Below are 21855 nucleotides of genomic sequence, written 5' to 3'. Positions count from 1 at the left end.
TTCCTATTAATTAAATCATAAATTAACCCAAGTAAGGGTTAATATAACTAAAGCATAATACATACCACTGCCTTAAATTAGTTGTAGAGTTATGAATTTAATAGTCTTTATAAATACTCGATACAATTTTAGTTACCCAAAATTAGCAATTTGCGATATTGTTGTGCAATATGCTTCTCATTTGGTGCAAAGTAATGGCTAAACCTTTCTCACAAGCTTGCGAAAATAACAAAAAGCCTATTTTAAAAGTGCTTACTCAGGTACTTAATAAAACGAAAGTATTGCTTGAAATAGGCTCAGGAACCGGCCAACATAGTGTGTTTTTTGCAGAACAATTACCACATTTACAATGGCATACAAGTGATCGCGCTATAAACCACGAAGGGATTAATTTATGGCACCACGAAGCTAATTTAACTAATTTACATGCACCACTTGAGCTTGATTTAAATAATGAGTGGCCAATAGATAAGGTTGACGCCATTTATACTGCAAACACATTTCATATTGTAAGTTGGCAATTAGTTGAACGTTTTTTTGACGGTGTTAAACGTCACTTAAATAGCGACGGTATGTTGTGTATTTATGGGCCATTCAAATACCAAGATGAATTTACCAGCCCAAGTAATGATGACTTTAGTGCCTTTTTAACAGAGCGCGATCCGTTAAGTGGAATAAGAGATTTTGAAGCAGTTGAACAACTAGCTAAGCAAGCAGGGCTTACGCTTATTAGCGATACTGCCATGCCTGCAAATAATCAGTTACTCGTTTTTAAACGGCAGTAATGAGCTACATTGCTCTTTATATATATCAATATGGCCGCGTTCACGCTTTAAGTAGTCGCTTATTGCATTACTGAAATCGCCATCAACAATATGGTGAGCAGAGTAGGTAAGTACGGGTTCAAATCCGCGTGCTATTTTGTGCTCACCTTGTGCACCCGAATGAAAACAGTTGAGTTTATGCTTTATTGCAAACTCAATACCTTGGTAATAACACAATTCAAAGTGAAGCGAATCTACTTCCTCACTTGCTCCCCAGTAGCGCCCATAAAGCGTATTCTCACCTACTAAACTGAGTGTTGCAGCAATCACGTTATCGTCTCTTTTGGCCAGCATAATAACGAGGTTATTAGCCATTAAGGCATGTAAAAGCGTAAAAAACTCCATATTTAAATAGCCTAAATGACCAGATCGCTTTAAGTAGGTACGCTGATAAAACTCACAAAACAATTGCATTATCTCGGGCGTAATTTGCGTTCCTTGCAGCCATTCAATATCAATATTTTGTTGCGCTATTTTAGCTCGCTCTTTTTTAAGTGACTTACGTTTTCGTGAGTTAAGTATTTGCAAAAAATCGTCAAAGGTTTCAAAACCTTTATTAAACCACTGAAATTGCACACCTACTCTTAGCATGGCATGTTGCTCAGTTAATGATGTTGCTTGGGCTTGGTCGCAAAAGTTAACATGCCAACCCGACCACATTTGCTCAGCACTGTGTATGCTAAGTTGCTCTGTAATGTACTGATACACCGCATTAGGGTTAGCGTGCTCGATAGCAATACGCTTGCCTTCAATAGGGCTAAAGGGAATGCCAGATAGCCATTTGGGATAATATTCTAAACCGTGTTTTTCGTATGCCTCAGCCCATGCCCAGTCAAATACGTACTCGCCGTATGAATGACTTTTTAAATACCCAGGTGCAAGCGCAATGAGCGTATCATCTTCAAAAATAGCGAGGTGATGGGGCTGCCAACCGCTTTTTTGTGTTACGCATTGGCTTTGTTCAAGGGCATATAAAAAAGCATGTTGAGTAAATGGTTCATCACCAAATAAACGTTGCCACTGCGCCTGATCAATCTCATTAATACTGCTAAACCATTGGTGCGAAAACGTTCCCATGACTACTTACCTTGTAGTTGTTCTAAGCTGTTCTACGTTTTTAATAAACGTACTAATTTGCATTTTAAGCTCGGTAAAATGAGGATTATAAGTTAAGCGCTGTAAAGCCGGATAGTGTTTTAAGTTGGCGCTTGTACGCTCTCCTAGTTGTGGGTTTTTAGTTGTTTTACATGTTTTATATAGGGACTCGTCGTTAATAAAGCTGCCACAATTGCGATAAGTTGCGTTAATTCCATAATGTGGATTTTGCGGTGAGTTAACAACAGCAATATGCGACATACCATGAACCTTTTTACATTGAGGTGTTGTGCATTGCGGATTATTTACTGTGTAGTCACTAGCAAAGTCTGGCGGTAAAATATCAGTGCTTCCATAAAGTACTAAAGTATCGAGCGGCTTATATTTTACTGAATTATCTTTGTGTAATGCACTTAATAATTTTAGCGTGGCACGCGTATCTATCGTGGTATCAATATCGCTAAGTACACTAAAAATAGGTAATTTAAGTGCAGATCGTTTGTTTAAGCTACTAATACTTGCAAGTGACATTGCATCGTACGACGCGGCAGCTGCATTTAAAGGAAATGATTCATATTTGGCAAAGTCTACATCGGCGTCTTTATCTATCCAATTAACAAAGGGTATGGCATCAATCCACTTTGCTATCCAGCCGTACTTATTATGTGGCTCAGAACCGGGCGAATAAAGCATAAGCGCTTTAATTTTAGGGGATACAGTGTGCTTGGTTGCGTAATCAATAAGTAACGCTGCGCCGGTAGAGTAACCTGCGAGTATCACCTCATCAAAGTCTTGCACCGAGCGTTTAATACCGTATTGTATTGCCTGTTGCCATTGGCTAACCTCTACATTGAGTAAAGCACTTGCGGCACTTCCATGCCCTGGTAATAATATAGTACGCACGGTATAGCCTTGCTGATAATACACTTGTGCTAAATCGTGATACGTAAAGGGTGAGTCAGTTAACCCGTGGATTAATAGTGCAACTTTATTACTGCTTGGATGCGTAAGCTCAAAAGGGGCAATAATATCTACAATAGTAGGGTCTGATTTTCGCGTACCTTGTGTCACTAATTGCTGATACGTTTGTGTAATAACGGGGCATGGCATATTTGCACGGGGATTGGCTTTATTTATATGTTTATACGCATAATCTAAGTAATGATTGAATGGTAAAAGGGCGTGGTAATTAAAACGCTGGTGATTGTGCTCATTTTCAAAGCGTAATAAGCCTTGTTGCTTACTTTTTGTTATAAATTTGAAGTCGCTCGCCTGCGATATACAATTTTGAGCGACAACAATATGCGAAAAAACACTTAAAATAAAACCAAAAAATATGTTTAAAATTAAACCACTATTGTTCATTAACTTCTGCATATTGGACAAGACACTCGGTTAGCTTACTGAGTTCAAGCGGTTTTGCAAGATGCTGGTTAAATCCAACTGCTTGTGCATGTGCTTTATCCTCAGGCATAACGTCGGCGGTTAAAGCAATGATAGGGAGCTCTTCGTCTGTTTTAAATTGCCTGATCAGTGCCGTGGCTCTATAACCATCCATTATGGGCATTTGGCAATCCATAAGCACTAAGTCAAAATGTTGTTCTTTTACAATGTTGACCGCCAGCTCACCATTTTCAACAATGTGCGGTACAATACCTAGCGACCCAAGCATTGCTTTAATGACCATTTGATTTACGGGATTATCCTCTGCAACAAGAATACTTAAAGATGCAGCATTGGTATTTGCAGTCGTTATGGTTGGGAGCTCTTCTGGCTCGGTTGTTTCTAGCTGTATCTCAAATGTGAAAGTAGATCCCTGCTCTAATTCACTTTGCAACGTTATTTGGGCGTTCATTAATTGGCTCAGCTCTCTAGCGATGGTTAAACCAAGGCCAGTCCCTCCAAACTGCCGTGAAGTAGAGCTATCGGCCTGAGTAAACGCATTAAACAGTTTGTTATGTTGGTTTGATTTAATGCCTATACCAGTATCAACAACGTTAATTGTTATTTTTACTTCATTGGTAGATACAAACTCGGTATCGATATTTAGTGTAACGCTGCCTTTTTTTGTAAATTTAATAGCATTACTACATAAGTTAAGCAGTATTTGCTCTATCCGCATAGAATCGCCAATAAACCATGTGTCGGCTGGTAATTTACAGTTAATTTTCCAATCAAGGCCTTTATTTATAGCGCTTTGTTCAAACATGGTATTAATACGCTGTACAAGTGCATTTAAATCAAATGGGATATATTCAAGAACTAAGCGTTGTGATTCTATTTTTGATATATCGAGAATATCGTTTATTAGGTTTAACAAGCTTTTTGATGATGAGTTTATTTTATCCAAATAGCCAATGAGTGTATTTGCGTTATCTTCTTTACGCGCCAGAGACGAAAAGCCAATTACAGCATTTAACGGCGTACGTATTTCATGACTCATATTCGCTAAAAACTGACTTTTAGCTTGGTTAGCTAAATCAGATTGCTTTTTAGCTTGTACTAGAGAGTAAGTGCGCTCAGCTACTTGGCGAGTCAGCGCAATTTGCTGCTGATTAAATAGTAGTAATACCATCAAAATTAATGAGCATACGGCCACTTGGAGTATAAGTAATAATAAAGTGAGTTGGCTATTGTGCTGTGATAAAAACTTTTCTTTTAGTGATAGTTTTACAACCCATTGTTGCCCACCAAAGTCGACATTGAACGACATTGGGCGACTGCCTTGTGCTTGGTCGAGGTTCTTTGAGTAATTAGTATAAAATGGAGGCTCGTTTATATCTTCATAAATACCAATCGAGAACATGTCTGATTGTTGCTCAGAAATAGCTTGTTCAATCATACTGCGCACTAAAAACACACCAGTGGCATAGCCTTTAATTTTTTCTCCACTCATACTTTGAGAGTGCACAGGCGCAAATAATAAATAAGCTGGGCTTGGCTCTTTGGTTTGCACCAGTTGGATTATTTTAGTGCTAATAGGTAAATATTTAATGGCAGGGTTGAGTAATGATGCTTTTCTATCTGAATTTGAAAAGACATTAAATCCAATCGCTTTTTGATTACCGTTAAAAGGTGCAATATATTTAACAATAACGAGAGGGTCATTATCCTCAAGTGGTTTACCTACGATATCAATATCTAAATGATAAATATTTGAGATTTCTTCAGTAAAAGCATTGCGCTGATCTTGGTCTATTTTTACATTCCACGATAAAGCTTTAATAAATGAATGTTGTTTAAGTAGCTGGCTTGCATAAGAATAAAAGTCTTGCTGATTTAATTTCGATGATGATTGGACTTGGCTCGCTAAACTTTGCACGGCAATAATACTGCGATTTGTGTACCTATATAAGCTATTTTCTATAACGTGAACTTCACGCTCAGCAATTTTAATCGTATTGATACGATTTTCTCGGTCATACAATTGAGTTGTAACGGCAACCGAGACAAATAAAACTGAACATACTGCAAGAGTCGGTAATACAGATATATTATATTGATTCGACTTTTGTGGTAGCAGAGACAGTAACAATGGAGTGGCAATTAAAACGCCTAAAGTATCGCCAAGCCACCAGTAAGTAACGTTTCTCCAGTGATTATCAATACTGTAAACAGGGTTGAATTCACTCAGTGCAAATACACCACAATTAGCCGAAATTAAGCTCACTAAAATGGCTACTACAACAATAAAATAAATGATATTTTTGCGTTTTTTAAAGCGTAACGGATGGCCCAACCAAAATTTTAAAAGCGCCGCACCTACCATTGCCTGTATTACAACACCAAAAGAGATGTACATCGCCTCATTAAATGAGTTGCCAATGAGTACCATTTCATGGACTGAGTTATTAAAAACATTAAGATTAAAAGCTATAGAAGCTATAAATAATGGCAGAATAAATCGCCACCACCATATATAACACCCCACTAAAGCAATACCGGCGGGTAACCAAATAGGAATTATTTGTGAGTTAAAAGCAAGTTTAGTGAGTGCAATGCCGACTAAGAAGTATGCAAAGGCAAAAATTATGTAAAAAATAAAAGAGTGATATTTTGAGTTAAAATTTTTCACATAAGGTCCAAGCGATTATTATTCTCATTTTTTAAATATCAGTATAGCTAACAGTAAGTTATTTGCGGAATTTTTATAATGGTAACTGCTTTTTGCTAAATGACTGCTTTAACACGACAGTTGATTCTATATTAGCAATGCAACTTAAACCACCTAATTGATGTTTTACAAATCTCTCATAGCTCTCAAGATCGTGTGCAATAATTTTTAATAGATAATCATAGCTTCCTGATATTACACAACACTCTAATACATGTGGTAATTTTTCTACATGGTGTTCAAATTGCTCAGCAGCACTTACCGAGTTTTGGCTTAGCCTCACAAACGCATACACCAGCACATTAAGATTAAGTGCTTTAGGATTTATAGCTGCGTGGTAGCCGGTAATAATGTTTTCTTGTTCGAGCTTTTTTATACGCCTTAAGCAAGGTGTATCAGACAAATTAATGCTGCTAGCCAAGTCTGAAACTGACATGCGGGCTTGGCTTTGCAGTGCGATGAGTAATTGCTGATCTTTTTTATCTAACATAGTTATCGGCTTTCATTAATTATCTTTATATTTGTAGTGATTATTGCTAAATATTATGGTTTTTACTATTTTTTTTGGCGTTTTACTCTCATTAAACTCTGTTAGCATTTAATTATAAAAATAATAGAGCACAACAATGAACACACATACCGCTATTTTCGATCAATGGATACGAACAGGATTTGTCACTTTAAATAGTGAACTTGAGCAGCTCTATTGGCAACAAACCGATAAAGCAAATGTAGAAGGAATAGGTGAGGCCTTAAAGCAACAGTTAGAAAAAGAAGGCAACGCATTAATTAGCAATTTATTAGCCGAGGGAAACACAGATCAAGGCTTTGATAGCGCTTTTGACTTACTCGGTAACGTAGGATTATTTATGGCGGCGTGTAGGCGCCATGAAATTACTGAGCCAAGCAGAGAAACTACCTCTCCACTAATTGAAGCCTCAGCGCTTGCTATGCATATAGGTGCATCCATTGGCGTGACTCCTCGTTTTGCTACCGCCCACTTAACTACTCATAACAAAGCACTTAACGGTATTTATAAACGATTTACTAATTTACCCGATGAAAAGCTATTTATAGATTACAACACCCAAGGTATTTTGGCTTATAAACGCGCAAGTGATGCTTTACTAAAAATATTGCCGTTAGGTATTTCACACCCCTTATGTGGTGAATTATTAAAAGTAGCTAAACAAGCGCTTATAGATGTAATTGAGTCAAATAATGCACTTTATTCTGAGCTCGATACAGATCGCTTTTTTAACTGTGTTCGCCCTTATTATAAACCGTACCGTGTAGGTAAAGAGGTTTACAGAGGTGCAAATGCTGGTGACTTTGCAGGTATTAACGTGATTGATATGTTACTAGGGCTTTGTAGCGCAAATGAGCCTAGTTACTCGCAAATGCTGGTGGATAAGTTTTTATATATGATGCCAGAAGATCAACAAATCCTACGAGAAGCCATGCGTATGCAAAGCTTTATGGATGACTTTTTACAAGCAGAGCAATATAAAAATACAGATTGGTTTAAAAATCACGCAACGTTATTTATTCAAGTGTGTAAATTACATGGCGACACCGCAGTCGGTCATCATAATCAATTGGTTGAAAAATTTATTGCTCAGCCTTCAAAAAATATGCAACAGCAGCATATGAGCAAGGTAACAGCAAGTGGTCCGCCGCTTCATGTATTACTTGATTCGCTCGAAAAATTAAGAGATAGGCGAGCCAGTGCCAAACGCGACGATATAAAAACACGTTTTGACGATCTAAATACACTTAAAGAATGGGTTAAATAGCATGCTTAAAAATGATTTTTGTATGGCAGATGGCTGTTATTTATTAAACCACTCGGTAGGGCGTCCTCTTAAAAATACACAGCAATATTTAGCACAGCACTACTTTTTACCGTGGGAGAGCTCAAATAAAGAACCTTGGCAACAATGGCTGCCCGCAGTTGAGCAATTTACTACCGCGCTTGGTAAGTTATTTAATGCGCCTAGTTCGCAGTTTTGTCCTCAAGTTAATTTATCAAGTGGCTTAACAAAGTTGCTTATGTCGCACCCTCGATTACAGCAAAAAAATTGTAAAGTGCTTATGGCGCAAAGTGATTTTCCGAGCATGGGTTTTGCAATGCAAAAAGCGTTGCCAGAGTGTGCGCAAATTATGTTTATACCAGAGCACGAAAACCTAACTGATATTGGTGTTTGGCAGCGTTATATAACCGCCGACATCGATTTAGTTTTTATAAGTCATGTGTATTCAAATACAGGTGTACAGGCGCCGGTATACGATATTGTAGCTATAAGTAAATTAACCAATAGTTTATCAATAGTTGATGTTGCTCAGTCAGCGGGTGTGATACCGCTTGATTTAAGCGTGCTCGATGCGGACTTTATGATTGGCTCGAGCGTCAAATGGTTATGTGGTGGCCCAGGTGCAGCTTATTTATGGGTTAACAAAAACCAAATAAAGTTCTGTGAGCCTAAAGATGTGGGGTGGTTTTCGCATCAAAATCCATTTGAGTTCGATATTAATAATTTTGAATATAACAGCAGTGCGCTTAAGTTTTGGGGTGGAACACCTTCTGTAGCGCCTTATATTATCGCTGCAAATAGCATTAATTACTTTGCAGAACTAACTGCTCACAAGGTAAGGGATCATAATTTAGCTATGCTTACGCTTATTCATGAGCAACTAGCTGAATATGTTGCATCACCTATGGGTAGTGATAAATGCAGCGGGACTGTTATTTTATTTTTTAACAAGCAGCAAGACTATTTACTTACAGATCTTAATAAAGCGAAAGTCAGTGTAGATGCTCGTAAATTTGGGATACGAGTATCGCCACATATTTATAATACCCGAGAAGACGTTGAGCAGTTTATTTCGATAGTAAAACGAGCACTTAAGGGTTTTGGCTAAGCTGCTGCTGTCTTTGTTTTAATGACTCTATTTTTTGCTGCATTTGATTAATTGATGCGTCGTAAGCTTGCTTTAACGAATTTGTTTTAGTTGCGATAGCATCAGCAATAGACGAAGCGCCTAAACGATTGGCTTTATCTTGAGTCATGTAATCTATTTGCTGTTTTTTAGCTGCGTATTCTTTTTGGCTTTGTGCAATAGATAGCTCAAGACGCTTTATTTCACGCTCTATTTGCTGAACCTCTAAGTAGTCATCCACAGAGGTGTCGCTAATACCTTTATCGGGCGTAGAGCTTTTATATGCTTCAATTACGTTTATATCTTTAAGCGTAATAACTTGTGCATCTTTAGCGCAAGGCGTTTGGCTAAAGGTAGTAACGCCCTTAATTACACACTTATACACTGTTGTACTTTGTGCCAAGGTAAAAAATGGAACTGCCGCGCAAACTGATAGCAATATGAATCGGATCATAGCTAAACCTAAAGTGGCTAAAGTTGTGTTAATAATGCCCGAAGTTATTACAAGGCACAATTTGTTTAGTTTTTATAAATTTTAGGCACAAAAAAACCACAATTAAGTGGTTTAAATTAAGTATGGTCCAGAGGGAGGGATAGACTTGCTTACATCCATGTAATCAATCGCTGCGCGACGCTTGCAGCGGCCTAAAATGTTCCAGACATTTTGTCGAACCCTGTCGAGGGTTCTCACCCTTCCAATTTAGTATCGGTGTTAAATTTTAGGCACAAAAAAACCACAATTAAGTGGTTTAAATTAAGTATGGTGGAGAGGGAGGGATTCGAACCCTCGATAGAGCTACAAACTCTATACTCCCTTAGCAGGGGAGCTCCTTCGGCCACTCGGACACCTCTCCAACGCATAACCGGTTGTATTGATGGAAGTAAAAAAAGCCACCAATTAGAATATGGTGGAGAGATAGGGATTTGAACCCTAGATGGGCTATAAACCCATGCCGGTTTTCAAGACCGGTGCATTCGACCACTCTGCCATCTCTCCGTGACGCAGAATAATACTTAGGTGATACCGCTGTGTAAATAGCAAAATGACTGTTTGCCTAATATTTGTACGTAAATGAGGTTTTTTTTGTAAATAAATGGAAATTAAGGCAGTTTTTGAATAATAAATAGGTTGCAGCAAACTGTGGGAGCTAAAGAAGAGGCTTCATTTAGTGGTTGAGTGTTTGCTGCACCGCAAAAATAATCATGGTTGGGTGATTATTTATATTGAGCTGCGCCGCTAAGTGCTAACCTTTTACCAATAGTGTTAAGTCTAGCTAACATTTTTGCTTTACGGTTAGTTGGTTTAACTGCAATGTGCGCAGATGCCGTTTGGTTTAATGTATTAATTGGATTCATTACCTTGCTCCGAGTTTGTCTGTTGAAATCGAGTGCATTTTGCACGTTAACTGATTAAAAATACAACGATAAAAATTGAGTGTGAAGCATTAGTTATTTTGATGTGAAAAGCTTTTAAATACGTTCTATTTTACTTTTTAAATAAGTGTTTTGAATAGTTATTTAAAAAACAAAATACCTATTGCTCTATATTTGCAAGGCTTGTGTGCTTGTTTAGGTTTTTTATGCATTTTACTTTGTTTTTTTTGACTAATTATTCAGATTAAATTATTTTGATTAAAGTGTTTTTCTTCATGCTTTGCGGCTATGTTTTATATCAGTAAAGTTGCTGTTATTGATAATTACTAATGTGGGTAAATATATAATCAAAAAACAGCTTAAATTATTTGAAATTGTTCATTGATGATGGCGTTTATTATAACGAGTCAATGGCACTGCAATGATGAGTTTATTTTTTTCACTATATTGGTAATAAAAAAGCGCCTACATACTGTAGGCGCTTTGCGTTAGTTGCGTTAAATAACGCGTCTAACTGGGGACGGAGCCACTTTTAGCTATTGCTCTATTTGCTAAAAAGGCATTAATTTGTTTTGTTGGGGTAAGCACAATGGCGTTACCTAATAGCACTAGGCTAAATCCTGCAAAGGTATTTGCATGCCATTCAAAGCCTTCAAAAAAGCTACTCAGTGTTACTGCCACTAATGGAAATAAAACAATAACGTAGCTGGCTTTTTCAGGGCCTATATTTCTTAGCAGTGCAAAATAGCACCCAAAAGCGATTACGGTGCCAAATATTGATAGGTAAAGTAGTGATAACCAGTAACTTGGTGGAGCATTTAAACTAAATTGCACATCGTTCATTAATACATATAAAGCTAAGCCTATAGCACTATATAACATACCCCATGCATTGCCTTGCAATACACCAATTTGCTTACGAGAATTACGAACGCTTACCATGTTTCCTAATGAAGCCACAAAGGTGCCACCAAGGGCAAGTAGTAACCCGACCAACGCACCATTACTCAAGTCGAACTGCTGTAACTGTGGCCAAAACAGACACGTAATACCTAACACAGCGAGTACAGCACCTGTATAAATTCGTTTTGAGATTGGCTTACCAAAAAATAGTCGAGTGTTGACTATGTTCATAACCAGCAGCATTGAAAAGGCAATTGAGGTCATTGCGGAGGTTAAGTAATTTTGCGCCCAGTAAAGCATTAAATAGTTTAATCCAAAATTACAAATGGCTAATAAAACAAAAAAGCCATGATCTAGTAATTTAAATCGCATGTCGGGTTTTTTGTACGCTACATATAACCACATTAAAAGCGCTGCAATAGCAAAGCGATAAAATAACGATAACTCTACCGCAATATCGCCCAGTTGAAATTCGATGGCTAACCAAGTTGAGCCCCAAATTAAAACGGTTGTAATGTATAGCGCTGCACTTTTCATGGTTACTCTCCAAAGCCCGATTGAATGGCTATTTTAAGACCTATCTGTATACTTACCATATACAGAAAAGTAAAAATGTAACCTATACAGATTTGGTGTGTGATGATAAGACAAAAAAATAGCCAAGGGCATGAGTTTTTATATCAGCAAGTTATTCAGTTGATCAGAGATATGAGTGCCCAACAGGTTTTACTGCCTGGCGAAAAACTTCCATCACTGCGCAAAATGGCAGATAACTTAAACATAAGTATCCCTACCGTAAAACAAGCGTATCAAGTACTTGAAGATCAGGGGTTAGTAGAAGCACGTGAAAAATCGGGATATTTTTTAAAAGTCGTTAGCATGGCGCGCAATTTGCCTAAGCGCGTTAAATTAAGTCGCGAGCCTGTTGTGGTAAATAAACAAGCCTTAATAGAGCAGGTGTACAGTGCGATTCATCAAGCTAACGTAGTCCCTTTTGGTATTGCTAATCCAATTGCTGCTGCACCCACCGATAAAGCACTCGCCAGAAACATGCGCCGTGTAATGACAATTGCGGGCAGTAAAGCCATTAACTATGGGCCAACAGATGGGTTTGTACCGCTGAAAAAGCAATTGGTGCATCACTATTTAGATTTTGGTATTGGCATTGATATGGACGAGCTTGTGATCACCAATGGTGCGCAAGAAGCCATGGCTATTGCGCTTAAATGTGTAACAAAGCCTGGCGATGTAGTTGCTATTGAGACGCCTTGTTATCACGGAATTATCGAGTTAATAGAAAGCCTAGGGCTTAAAGCGCTCGAAATACCACTGTGCCCAGATAATGGTATTTGGTTAAGTGATTTGGAACGCGCTTTAAATGAGCATGACATAAAAGCGTGTTTATTCTCGACTGCAATTAGTAACCCTGTGGGCAGCTTTATGCCTGATACAAATAGACAGCAGCTGGTGGAGCTACTTGAAAGTCATGACGTAGTGCTTATTGAAGATGACGTATACGGCGATTTATATTTTACGGCAAAACGAGGCACACCTGCTTTAGCGTACTCTAAAAAAGGATTAGTGATTAGTTGCTCATCTTTTTCTAAAACGGCAGCGCCGAGCTATCGCGTAGGCTGGTTAGTTGCGGGTAAATTTGCAACGCAAGCAAGGCGATATAAAAGAGCGCTAAGTTGCTCTGCTTCTTTAATAAACCAATGGACGTTATCTGAATTTATTGCCAGCGGCGAGTACGACCGAAATTTAAAAGTACTTAGGCAGCGCTTGCGCGATAATAAAGAGCGTATGCGATGGTGCTTACAACAAGCAATGCCAAAAAACACACGTATAAGCAATCCAAAAGGAGGCTGCGTAATGTGGCTCGATTTAGGAGGCGAGTACGATAGCCAAACATTGTTTTTACTTGCGCTTGAGGTCGGTATTAGTATTACCCCTGGGCTTGTTTTTTCGGCCTCTAATAAATATAAAAGCTGCGTCAGGTTAAGTTATGGTGTGCAATGGAGCGCGCAAATTGAGCAAGCAATAGTTACATTGGGTAAGCTCACTTTATTAGCTAAAAAGTAATACCAATCTGCTTATATATGGGGTCTATTTAACGTTAAGAAAATTACGCTAGAACTAGGCAAAAGTTTTTGTATCTAGTTGTTCTAAATAAAAATTTTTAACGAAGTTATAGTGCAATTTAATTCGTTAAATTGATCAAAGATTTATGCAGGTTGGTATAAGTTTGCGAAACACAAAAAAGCAGCATTTAAGTAAACTTAAGTGCTGCCAAAGGGATGTTAAATAACGTTTGCTATACTAATTTTGTTTAAAGCTAAATAACTGGTAACCTTCAAGCTCTGGCACTTGCATTACTAATTGCTCTTCTTGTTTTGCAATATCAGCAAAGTTTCCACATAAAGAGTTAGCACGTTCTTCTAGTGCGCTTGCATGTAGCTCTACTTTTTCTTCTATTTGTGCGCCCATATTTTCCATACGTTGTTCAAAGGCATCCATATCACCGCCTGAACCAAGTAACTCAGAACCTAAAGCAACTAAAATACTGCCCATTGATTGCATCACTGCTGATTCAACCGCTGTTTCTATCTGCTGCTCAAATTGTTGTTCAAAGTTTTCGCCAAATTGATTAAAACTTTGTTGGCCCATCACAAATGTACCTTGCTGGTAAAATGTGTTTTCTACTTCGATTTTAATGTCGTCCATAAGCTCTGACATATTATCAAGGCCCTCAATATTAAATGCATTGCCTACTTCTTCTAATGCTACTCCGGCAATTTTAACACCCTCAAGCGCTATATTAGCTACTTCAGGCAATTGAGTGCGTAAGCTATCAGAGTACTTGGTTAGCGCTTCGCGTTGTGAGTTATTAAGTGCTACAAATTCGCCATTTACGGTTAAGTCACCATGGGTATTAAATAGCATGGTTTTATTATTGGCAGTAAAAATTTCTAATTCGTTTGGTTTAATACGTACGTCGTTTTTAAATTCGACGTTACATTCATCGCTGCTAAATGAAATTGCAGAATCGTTGTCGTTATGAGCCATAGCTGCTGGTGTACAAATTAATGCGCTAACTAATAGTAATTTTTTCATGTGTATTCTCTGCTTTTTTGTTGATGACTATTAACTAATAACAAGTTTAATGCCATTATTTTTTTATTATAATAAACAGTAAGTTAATTTGTTCGAGGCCTTTTTAATAGGTTGGGTTAAGTTAAAAATAAACTATTTTTTAGTCAAATTAACTAAGTTCTACAAATCTATAAGCAATATTTATCGATACGATAAAAAACTCTCACTTTCCACAATTCAAATTTAACGCTATTTATTCACATTACTGACATGAAGACTATTTACGATAGTCACGTGGCTTTATTTTGATGCTAATTTGCAGCGCATTTTGGTGTTAAACATTTTTAATTTACCGGCTATTGCGATAATAAAATCCTTGGCTGGTCTCAAACACTTTATGGAGTGGGTTGTGGGTAAGACATTTAGTTACGATGCGCTAGATGACGATTTTGTTGAAGACGAGTACGAAATGCTCGGACGTAATCAACACGATAAGAACAAGCAAAAGGTTAAGAAAAAGTTGGAAGACTACCTTGAGCAAAAACGCTTGCGTAAAAATCTAGGCGAAGACGATTTAAGCGATTACACCGACTAAATCACGCTAGTATAAATACAATACCAATTAATATTGAGAGTTTAAATGTGTAGTTAGTCGATATGTTTAAGTTTTAATAGTATTGGCAATAAAGAGGCCTCGCGCCTCTTTATTACTTTTAAAGCGTGCTTTTAGCCTGCGCTAATGCTTTTTGGATTGTAAGTTCTAATTTTTCGGGCTTAGTAAAAGGTGCATAGCGTTTAATTGGCATGCCATCTGCGGCAATTAAAAACTTAGTAAAATTCCACTTTATTTTGCGTGTTAAAAAACCAGGCAAGGCTGATTTTAAATAACGAAAGACGGGATGTGCATGCTCACCGTTTACATCTACTTTGGCCGCCATTAAAAAACTCACGCCAAAATTGATTAAACATCCTTGCTCTATTTGTGTTGCGCCGCCGGGTTCTTGTTGACCAAACTGGTTGCACGGAAACCCCAAAATTACTAAACCTTGGCTGGCATACTTATTATGTAAAGTTTGCAGCGACTCGTATTGGTAGGTAAATCCACATTTACTTGCTGTATTAACAATAAGCACAACTTTACCTTCAAAATCATTAAAGTTAATAGGTTGACCCTGCAAGCTTGTTGCGCTTAATTGATGAAATTCGTGCATTTTGACGTCTTTTTATTGTTGTTACCGGTATTTTAACCTGAGTACAGTATTTCATAAAGTATAAAGAGCACTCTAATTTAAAATTAGAAATAGCCCCATACCGGCAAGCGTTGTGTAATAAATATTATGTGTTTTATAGGCAACAATAATGGCGACTATCGCTGCGCTTAAATAAGGGTTTTGCCAGTTTAAGTTAATGCCCTCTTCATTTAAAAATACGATAGGCACCCAAATTGCTGTAAGCACCGCAGGTGCGCTAAAGCTTAAAAATTGCTGCATTTTAGGACCTACTTTAAACGGTAAAGCGCGGTGTAAAAATAAATAACGCGTAAAAAATGTAATGCACGCCATGAGTAAAATAGTTGTCATCATAGCGTTGCTTCCTTTTTAGCGGTTAGTCTTGCTGTAGCGTAACCTGCGCTCATTGCCAGCAGCGCTGAGCAAACAAGCCATAACTCAAATCCGGTACTTTTTAAAAGCGTTGCGCTAACGCCTGCTACAATTACCGTAACAAGTGAGGCCAAATTTTTGATTCCCGGAATAACCAACGCGATAAACGTGGCAGCAATCGCAAAGTCGAGCCCTAAATTAGTTAAGTCGGGCAGCATTGTGCCCGCTACAATGCCAATTAATGTCCAAATATTCCATGCAATATAAAAACTAAAACCAGCGCTCAATGCGTATATTAAACGTGTTTTTGTTCTATACGCTTTTCGATGATGAGAAAATGCAAATAGCTCATCGGTTAAAACAAAGCTCACCGGTAAGCGCCAACGCATAGGTTGATCAATGACCTTATGACGCACAGCTAAGCCGTATAAAAAGTGCCGAGAGCTAATAATAAACGTTGTGAATAAAATTGTGAGCAATGGTGTGTTGCCCGCCATAAGTTCAATCGCAACAAGCTGTGCAGAGCCTGCAAATACTAATAACGACATTGCTTGGGTTTCAAAGGCGCTAAAACCATTTTGAATCGCTAAAGAGCCGCATAAAATACCCCAAGGAACAACGGCTAAACACAGTGGTAGCATATCTAAAAAGCCTTTTAAAATAGCTTTTTTAACTGGTTGCATGATATTTACTCTCACGGCTTGTAGAATGGCTCATAAGGATACCTTAATATTATGATGTTAAAGTAGTTAACAAATTAAATAATACTGTTTTTTTAAGGATAGGCACAATGACGACGTTAAAAGTGTGGGATGGGTTTATTAGATGCTTTCATTGGTTTTTGGTTGTAAGTATTGCAGTGCTTTATTTTAGTATTGAAGAGGGCATGATTGAGCTTCACTTTGTTGCAGGTTTTTTTACTTTAGCACTTATAGTAACACGTTTAATATGGGGTGTTATTGGTAGTAAAACCGCGAGATTAAGTGGGTTACTGCACTCTCCTAGTGCTATTTTAAAGGCACTCAAAACACCAAGCGAATCGTTAGGTCATTCAGCACCCGGTAGCTGTATGGTGATAGTGTTTTTTATATTAATCATAACGCAACTTGTAAGTGGCTTAATGAGCAGTGATGGTATTTTAACTGACGGGCCGCTTGCTCAATATGTTTCTAGCGATACGATTGATTTTGCCAATTGGCTACATGAGCTGAATTTTGACATTTTACTTTATGCTATTGGCTTGCATGTATTAGCTATTATTGTTTATAGAATAAAAGGAAAGCCGCTAGTTAAGGCGATGATCACAGGCTCAAAAGAGTTAAAAGCGGATGACTCTGAGGCTAAAGTAACAAAAGCGTCTTGGCCTGCGTGGTTAATATTTATATCTTTATTGGTGTTGCTGATATTTACGTGGGCGAAAGAGCCTTTAACTTATTTATTTAGTTAAAAACACATTAAACCAACCTTAAAGGGTTGGTTTAATGTTTTGGTTACATTCTTTTGTTTGATTGTTGTGTGGTTGCAAATTATAATCATCAAGTTATTAACTTATTAAGGTGAGGATAAATATTTTGCACGATTTATTAGTGCGTATAACTTGCCCTAGATGTATTTTTTGTGTATCCATATAGGTATGGGTAATAGTTTGTGACTCTTAAGGTGTTGCTGTGTTTATGCATACGTCGTTGGCCTGTGGAAAGTGGTCAACTATAGGTTGTTTAAATCATCATACCCAATTATTTATTGGTGATGTGGTGAGTGTAACCTTTTATGACTTGCAAGGAGAGCTAGTCAGTTTATCGTTTGATTATAAAATCACCTCGTTAGAGCAAGGTGAACCCCATGCATGGCCGCGTTTAGTTGCCGAGCACATTAATGTGCATATACCATTAATAAGCGCAGGGCGAATGACTGAACAAGGGCTCGTTGTTGCTTATCGACAAAATGAAATTTTTGCATTGCAAAGTAGTGGTATTTGTAAAGTCCAAGTTGATTTTCATTGCATCGCGAAATGTGATGATTATGTAGTTAAAGAATGTGACGCATATGAATTTATTTATCCACAAAGTAGCGATTCTTACAATGCAGGTACAAAAGTACTACAACCTAAAACGGGAAAAATTTATCAATGTAGGCCTTGGCCATTCAATGAATTTTGCCGTGTTAATGATGAGAATAAAGTTATGTTTGAACCCGGCATTGGACAAAGCTGGGCTATGGCATGGATACAAGTATCAGATTAATAAATATAAAGAACCTTCTTCCCATAGGTAGAACGATTTTAGTAATGAAACGTATTACCTTCTAAGCCCTCTCAACTATTGAGTGGGCTTTTTTATTTTTATGGTAAACTGCGATTATTGTTATTTTTCAAATTGGTCTTTTCTGTGCCTCATCCTGATCACTCTCTAAATTTATTGTCTAACGTCCCTATCGCTAAAAAGCAAGCTCATATACTCAATGCGCATAATAAAACACGTGTCGATAACTATTATTGGATGCGTGATGATGAACGTCAAAATGAACACGTACTAGCGCATTTGCATGCTGAGAATACCTATTGTGATAAACAGTTAGCACCTATAAAACCATTACAAAATACACTATTTGAAGAGCTTAAAGCGCGTATTGTAAAAGACGATAACTCGGTACCCGTTAAAGAAGGAAAGTATTGGTATCACTCAGAAGTGCGTGGCGATGATGAATATTCACGCCATTACCGTAGTACCAGCATAGAGGCTGATAATAAAGAGCTTTTACTAGATATAAATGTGCTAGCGGCAGGGTTCGAATTTTTTGAATTAGGTGAAGTCGCTCTTAGCCCGTGTGAACAACTTATGGCTTATTCTGAAGATACTGAAGGCCGACGTATATATTTAGTGCGTTTTAAAAACCTTGAAACAGGTGAGATGCTACCTGATGTACTTGAAAACACAGAAGGGCAAGTTGTTTGGGCTAATGACAATAAAACCGTTTTTTATGTTAAAAAAGATTTAAAAACATTATTAGGCTATCAAGTGTTTCGGCATGAGCTTGGTAGCGAGCAAAGCCAAGACGTAATGGTTTACGAAGAGCGAGATAGTAGCTTTTTTATGGGGCTTGGTAAAAGCCGCGACGAAAGCTTAATTATTATTGATTTAGCATCGACAGAGACCAACGATACATGGGTGCTTGATGCTAATAAGCCCACTGGCGAATTTGAAGCATTAATGCCGCGTGAAGATGGCCACGAGTTTGACGTAGATAAGCTAGGTGACACATTTTATATTGTGACTAATTGGCAAGCTAAAAACTTTAGATTAATGACGGCAACAAACGAAACTATTGCTGATAAAACACAATGGTTTGAGCATACAGCTCACAGAGAAAATGTCCTGCTTGAAGGTGTCGAGTTATTTAATGACTTTTTAGTATTGAGTGAACGTGAACAAGGGCAAGCTCGATTTGTAGTTGTTAATAGGCAAGGAAATTGTATGGCACTTGAGTTTGCCGATCCTTGTTACTATGCCGCTATAGCAATGAACCCAGAGCCAGACACTTGCACTGCACGTATTTATTACTCAAGCTTAACAACACCAGGTTCTTTATATGACGTTGATTTAGCAACAGGCGAAAAAACACTACTTAAACAGCAAAAAGTACAGGGTAGTTTTAATGGCGATGACTATCAGTCGGAGCGATTAATGGTAACTGCTCGCGACGGAATCAAAGTCCCCGCATCTGTTGTTTATCGAAAAGACAGCTTTAAAAAAGATGGCTCAAATCCGTTATTTCAATACGGCTATGGTGCGTATGGCTATACGATTGATCCAAGTTTTTCAAGTTCATCGCTGAGCTTGCTCGATCGTGGTTTTGTTTATGTAATAGCACATGTTCGAGGCTCTGAAATGCTAGGTCGCGAGTGGTACGAACAAGGTAAAAAAGAGCATAAACAAAATAGCTTTAGTGACTTTATTGATGTGACAAAAGCGCTTGTTGCACAAGGCTATTGTGATAGCAGCAAGGTGTTTGCCTCAGGCGGCAGTGCAGGTGGTTTATTAATGGGGACGGTTGTAAACCAAGCACCAGAGTTATATTGCGGTGTTGGCTGTCACGTGCCATTTTTAGACGTATTAACCACGATGCTTGATGAGAGTATTCCGCTCACAACAAATGAATATGATGAATGGGGTAATCCAAATGAGCCTCAGTTTTATGATGTAATTGAAGCTTACTCGCCGTATGACAATATTCGCGCCCAAAACTATCCGAACATACTCGTTACTACCGGTCTTCATGACTCGCAAGTGCAGTATTGGGAGCCTATGAAGTGGGTTGCAAAAATGCGTGAACTTAAAACAGATAGTAATATTTTAGTCTTTAAAACAGATATGGATGCAGGGCACGGTGGTGCATCAGGTCGTTTTAAAAGCTTAGAAGAAAAAGCCCTCGAAATGGCCTTTTTTATTGCTCTGTTAAATTAACTGCAAAATCGGAAAATTGTATTATTCTATATATAAGTTGATATCTGTAAGGCAATTTATGTTTGGAGCACATGGTGAATTCCAGATTTTCTCGCAGCCCCCTCATATGTATTTAAAATTGAAGGGAAGCTTTAATAATGAAGGTATAACATCATTAACTAATAGCGTTATTCAGGAGTTGAGCATTCACCCTAAAGATACGATTAAGTTTGTGGTCGTTAATTTAAAAGAGTTTGAGCTGTTAACTCTGGATAGTCTTGATTCGTTAGAGGCCTATTTTGCGGGTGTAGAAGAACGTGGCTATCAACGAGTTGACTATATAAACATTAATATCATAGCTAAAAACATGTTTGAAAAAGTATGGAAAAATAGCGATGTAGAAGTTAATTTTTATAAAGATACTGAAAGTTATTTATTAGAGCATCCAAATGACAGTTATATAAAACAGAACTGGTAATTAATATGAGTATTATAAACCGCTACTGAATAGGGCTTATAATACTCTCTAAACAGCCTTTATAGCGCCTCGAAAGGTTTAAGCACATATCGTTTTTTAGCCTTACTTTATAATCGCCACTGTCAGTAGGCATCAGTTCACAAATAGCTTGTTTTCTTACCAGCGTTGAGCGATGAATACGAATAAACCCTTCAGGCTCTAGCTGCTGCTCAATATTTTTCATGGTTTCGCGGTGTAATACCGGTGTACTACCTTTGGTAAAATGCAGCTCTACATAATTGCCTGCACCATTTATCCAAATAATATCATTGATATCAATTAATCTTACCTTACCTACATCTTTAACTACTATATGTGATGATGATTTTTCAGTTTGTGCGCTTTGCTGATATTGACGTTCGGCCGCGCTTGCAATCGGGCAAAGGTGAATCAGTTTATCAAAGCATTTATCAATACGTGGTGCAGTTGAATCTAATATTAAAAAATCAACCGCGCCCACTTCAAAAGCAAAACTCGCAAAATGGCCGGACTGGGCAATAATGACTAACTTAAGCTTTTTAGCAAGTTCAGTTAAATGCACTATTTGCATAGGATCAGCCAGATTGGTTAGTTCGTAAAATAATACGTTGTATTGATCTGTATCTATCTGATCTAATCTGTTTGCTTGAAGAAAAGATTGAGATTCAAAGTGCCGGTGATTTTGCACGCGCTTTGTTAAAAATGTTGCAAACTTAGTGTTACTAACAAAAGTTAATGCATGAAAAGAAGCGATCATTATTTTATATCCTCGTTGTATATATTAATAAAGACCGTACCTAATGGAAAAATGTTACGAAAATATAATTTTTATAGAACTATTGTTATTTGTTCACTTATCCCAGCAAATTTGCAGCTTGTACCAATATGAATGCCTTGTAAGTAATGTGTATAGAGTCTCAATACCAACCCCCTTAGTGTTGTCCGCGAGGTAACTATTTAGTTACAAAAACAA

21 protein-coding genes and 2 tRNA genes are annotated in these 21855 nt (G+C 37.7%); 9 read left to right on the top strand and 14 right to left on the bottom strand.

Annotation, left to right across the window (positions count from 1 at the left end):
- Positions 1 to 194 precede the first annotated feature (194 nt).
- Positions 195 to 785: a DUF938 domain-containing protein gene (locus NRL14_RS15715; RefSeq protein WP_007377908.1), complete on the top strand. Its 591-nt coding sequence runs from the start codon at positions 195 to 197 to the stop codon at positions 783 to 785.
- On the opposite strand, the gene NRL14_RS15710 is transcribed toward NRL14_RS15715, so the two are convergent.
- The 4 genes from NRL14_RS15710 to NRL14_RS15695 form a co-directional block, all read right to left on the bottom strand.
- Complete coding sequence (locus NRL14_RS15710) at positions 762 to 1901, bottom strand: GNAT family N-acetyltransferase (RefSeq protein WP_306725098.1); 1140 nt, start codon at positions 1899 to 1901, stop codon at positions 762 to 764. The two genes, NRL14_RS15715 and NRL14_RS15710, sit on opposite strands and share 24 nt — an antisense overlap.
- Positions 1902 to 1907: 6 nt before the next feature.
- Complete coding sequence (locus NRL14_RS15705) at positions 1908 to 3284, bottom strand: carboxylesterase (RefSeq protein ID WP_306725097.1); 1377 nt, start codon at positions 3282 to 3284, stop codon at positions 1908 to 1910.
- The gene (locus NRL14_RS15700) at positions 3274 to 5994 is read right to left on the bottom strand and encodes an ATP-binding protein (RefSeq protein WP_306725096.1); all 2721 of its coding nucleotides are present in this window, start codon (positions 5992 to 5994) and stop codon (positions 3274 to 3276) included. Before NRL14_RS15700 ends, NRL14_RS15705 begins: the two co-directional genes overlap by 11 nt.
- A 73-nt stretch (positions 5995 to 6067) precedes the next feature.
- Positions 6068 to 6523 (bottom strand): Lrp/AsnC family transcriptional regulator, encoded by a 456-nt coding sequence (locus tag NRL14_RS15695; protein ID WP_007377904.1) that lies wholly within the window; start codon positions 6521 to 6523, stop codon positions 6068 to 6070.
- A gap of 136 nt (positions 6524 to 6659) precedes the next feature.
- On the opposite strand from NRL14_RS15695, the gene NRL14_RS15690 reads away from it, so the two are divergent.
- Both NRL14_RS15690 and NRL14_RS15685 read left to right on the top strand, forming a co-directional pair.
- Positions 6660 to 7829 carry a monodechloroaminopyrrolnitrin synthase PrnB family protein gene (locus tag NRL14_RS15690; RefSeq protein WP_306725095.1) on the top strand — a complete coding sequence of 390 codons (1170 nt, stop codon included), beginning with the start codon at positions 6660 to 6662 and terminating at the stop codon, positions 7827 to 7829.
- A gap of 1 nt (position 7830) precedes the next feature.
- On the top strand, positions 7831 to 8955 hold the full coding sequence (locus NRL14_RS15685) for an aminotransferase class V-fold PLP-dependent enzyme (RefSeq protein WP_306725094.1): 1125 nt from the start codon (positions 7831 to 7833) through the stop codon (positions 8953 to 8955).
- On the opposite strand, the gene NRL14_RS15680 is transcribed toward NRL14_RS15685, so the two are convergent.
- The 5 genes from NRL14_RS15680 to NRL14_RS15660 all read right to left on the bottom strand — a co-directional run bounded on the left by NRL14_RS15680 (position 8939) and on the right by NRL14_RS15660 (position 11787).
- Entirely contained in the window at positions 8939 to 9427 is a 489-nt protein-coding gene (locus NRL14_RS15680) for a DUF4124 domain-containing protein (RefSeq protein ID WP_007377901.1), read from the bottom strand. The genes NRL14_RS15685 and NRL14_RS15680 overlap by 17 nt on opposite strands.
- A 307-nt stretch (positions 9428 to 9734) precedes the next feature.
- Positions 9735 to 9827: transfer RNA gene (locus tag NRL14_RS15675), tRNA-Ser, on the bottom strand.
- A 52-nt stretch (positions 9828 to 9879) separates the two neighbouring features.
- Positions 9880 to 9970: transfer RNA gene (locus NRL14_RS15670), tRNA-Ser, on the bottom strand.
- 218 nt (positions 9971 to 10188) lie between these two features.
- On the bottom strand, positions 10189 to 10329 hold the full coding sequence (locus tag NRL14_RS15665) for a hypothetical protein (RefSeq protein WP_007377900.1): 141 nt from the start codon (positions 10327 to 10329) through the stop codon (positions 10189 to 10191).
- A 528-nt stretch (positions 10330 to 10857) separates the two neighbouring features.
- Positions 10858 to 11787: a DMT family transporter gene (locus NRL14_RS15660; RefSeq protein WP_306725093.1), complete on the bottom strand. Its 930-nt coding sequence runs from the start codon at positions 11785 to 11787 to the stop codon at positions 10858 to 10860.
- Positions 11788 to 11889: 102 nt separating this feature from the next.
- Between NRL14_RS15660 and NRL14_RS15655 the strand changes: the two genes are divergently transcribed.
- Positions 11890 to 13332 (top strand): PLP-dependent aminotransferase family protein, encoded by a 1443-nt coding sequence (locus NRL14_RS15655; RefSeq protein ID WP_306725092.1) that lies wholly within the window; start codon positions 11890 to 11892, stop codon positions 13330 to 13332.
- 237 nt (positions 13333 to 13569) lie between these two features.
- On the opposite strand, the gene NRL14_RS15650 is transcribed toward NRL14_RS15655, so the two are convergent.
- Complete coding sequence (locus tag NRL14_RS15650) at positions 13570 to 14364, bottom strand: YggN family protein (protein ID WP_306725091.1); 795 nt, start codon at positions 14362 to 14364, stop codon at positions 13570 to 13572.
- Positions 14365 to 14752: 388 nt separating this feature from the next.
- On the opposite strand from NRL14_RS15650, the gene NRL14_RS15645 reads away from it, so the two are divergent.
- A complete protein-coding gene (locus NRL14_RS15645) occupies positions 14753 to 14938 on the top strand; it encodes a PA3496 family putative envelope integrity protein (RefSeq protein ID WP_007579801.1) in 186 nt (61 codons plus the stop codon).
- A 118-nt stretch (positions 14939 to 15056) separates the two neighbouring features.
- On the opposite strand, the gene NRL14_RS15640 is transcribed toward NRL14_RS15645, so the two are convergent.
- The 3 genes from NRL14_RS15640 to NRL14_RS15630 all read right to left on the bottom strand — a co-directional run bounded on the left by NRL14_RS15640 (position 15057) and on the right by NRL14_RS15630 (position 16627).
- The gene (locus NRL14_RS15640) at positions 15057 to 15554 is read right to left on the bottom strand and encodes a glutathione peroxidase (RefSeq protein ID WP_306725090.1); all 498 of its coding nucleotides are present in this window, start codon (positions 15552 to 15554) and stop codon (positions 15057 to 15059) included.
- Positions 15555 to 15626: 72 nt separating this feature from the next.
- Entirely contained in the window at positions 15627 to 15926 is a 300-nt protein-coding gene (locus NRL14_RS15635) for an AzlD domain-containing protein (protein ID WP_149613491.1), read from the bottom strand.
- Positions 15923 to 16627, bottom strand: coding sequence for an AzlC family ABC transporter permease (locus tag NRL14_RS15630; protein WP_149605352.1), 705 nt, complete (start codon positions 16625 to 16627; stop codon positions 15923 to 15925). Before NRL14_RS15630 ends, NRL14_RS15635 begins: the two co-directional genes overlap by 4 nt.
- A 107-nt stretch (positions 16628 to 16734) precedes the next feature.
- Here NRL14_RS15630 and NRL14_RS15625 point away from each other — a divergent pair, with 107 nt between their 5' ends.
- The 4 genes from NRL14_RS15625 (at position 16735) to NRL14_RS15610 (ending at position 20864) form a co-directional block, all read left to right on the top strand.
- The gene (locus NRL14_RS15625) at positions 16735 to 17391 is read left to right on the top strand and encodes a cytochrome b/b6 domain-containing protein (RefSeq protein ID WP_096792201.1); all 657 of its coding nucleotides are present in this window, start codon (positions 16735 to 16737) and stop codon (positions 17389 to 17391) included.
- 226 nt (positions 17392 to 17617) lie between these two features.
- A complete protein-coding gene (locus NRL14_RS15620; protein WP_007377890.1) occupies positions 17618 to 18187 on the top strand; it encodes a hypothetical protein in 570 nt (189 codons plus the stop codon).
- Between the two features lie 144 nt (positions 18188 to 18331).
- On the top strand, positions 18332 to 20407 hold the full coding sequence (locus NRL14_RS15615; protein ID WP_306725089.1) for a S9 family peptidase: 2076 nt from the start codon (positions 18332 to 18334) through the stop codon (positions 20405 to 20407).
- Positions 20408 to 20465: 58 nt separating this feature from the next.
- Positions 20466 to 20864: a hypothetical protein gene (locus NRL14_RS15610; RefSeq protein ID WP_306725088.1), complete on the top strand. Its 399-nt coding sequence runs from the start codon at positions 20466 to 20468 to the stop codon at positions 20862 to 20864.
- A 22-nt stretch (positions 20865 to 20886) separates the two neighbouring features.
- Here NRL14_RS15610 and NRL14_RS15605 read toward each other — a convergent pair whose 3' ends face one another.
- Positions 20887 to 21639 (bottom strand): LytTR family DNA-binding domain-containing protein, encoded by a 753-nt coding sequence (locus tag NRL14_RS15605; protein WP_306725087.1) that lies wholly within the window; start codon positions 21637 to 21639, stop codon positions 20887 to 20889.
- Between the last annotated feature and the right edge of the window lie 216 nt (positions 21640 to 21855).

The sequence above is a fragment of the Pseudoalteromonas sp. 20-92 genome, from assembly GCF_030847595.1.
GTDB classification, from domain to species: domain Bacteria; phylum Pseudomonadota; class Gammaproteobacteria; order Enterobacterales; family Alteromonadaceae; genus Pseudoalteromonas; species Pseudoalteromonas fuliginea.
Note: the sequence above shows the minus strand (reverse complement) of the source record. Positions and strands in the feature narration are given on the sequence as shown.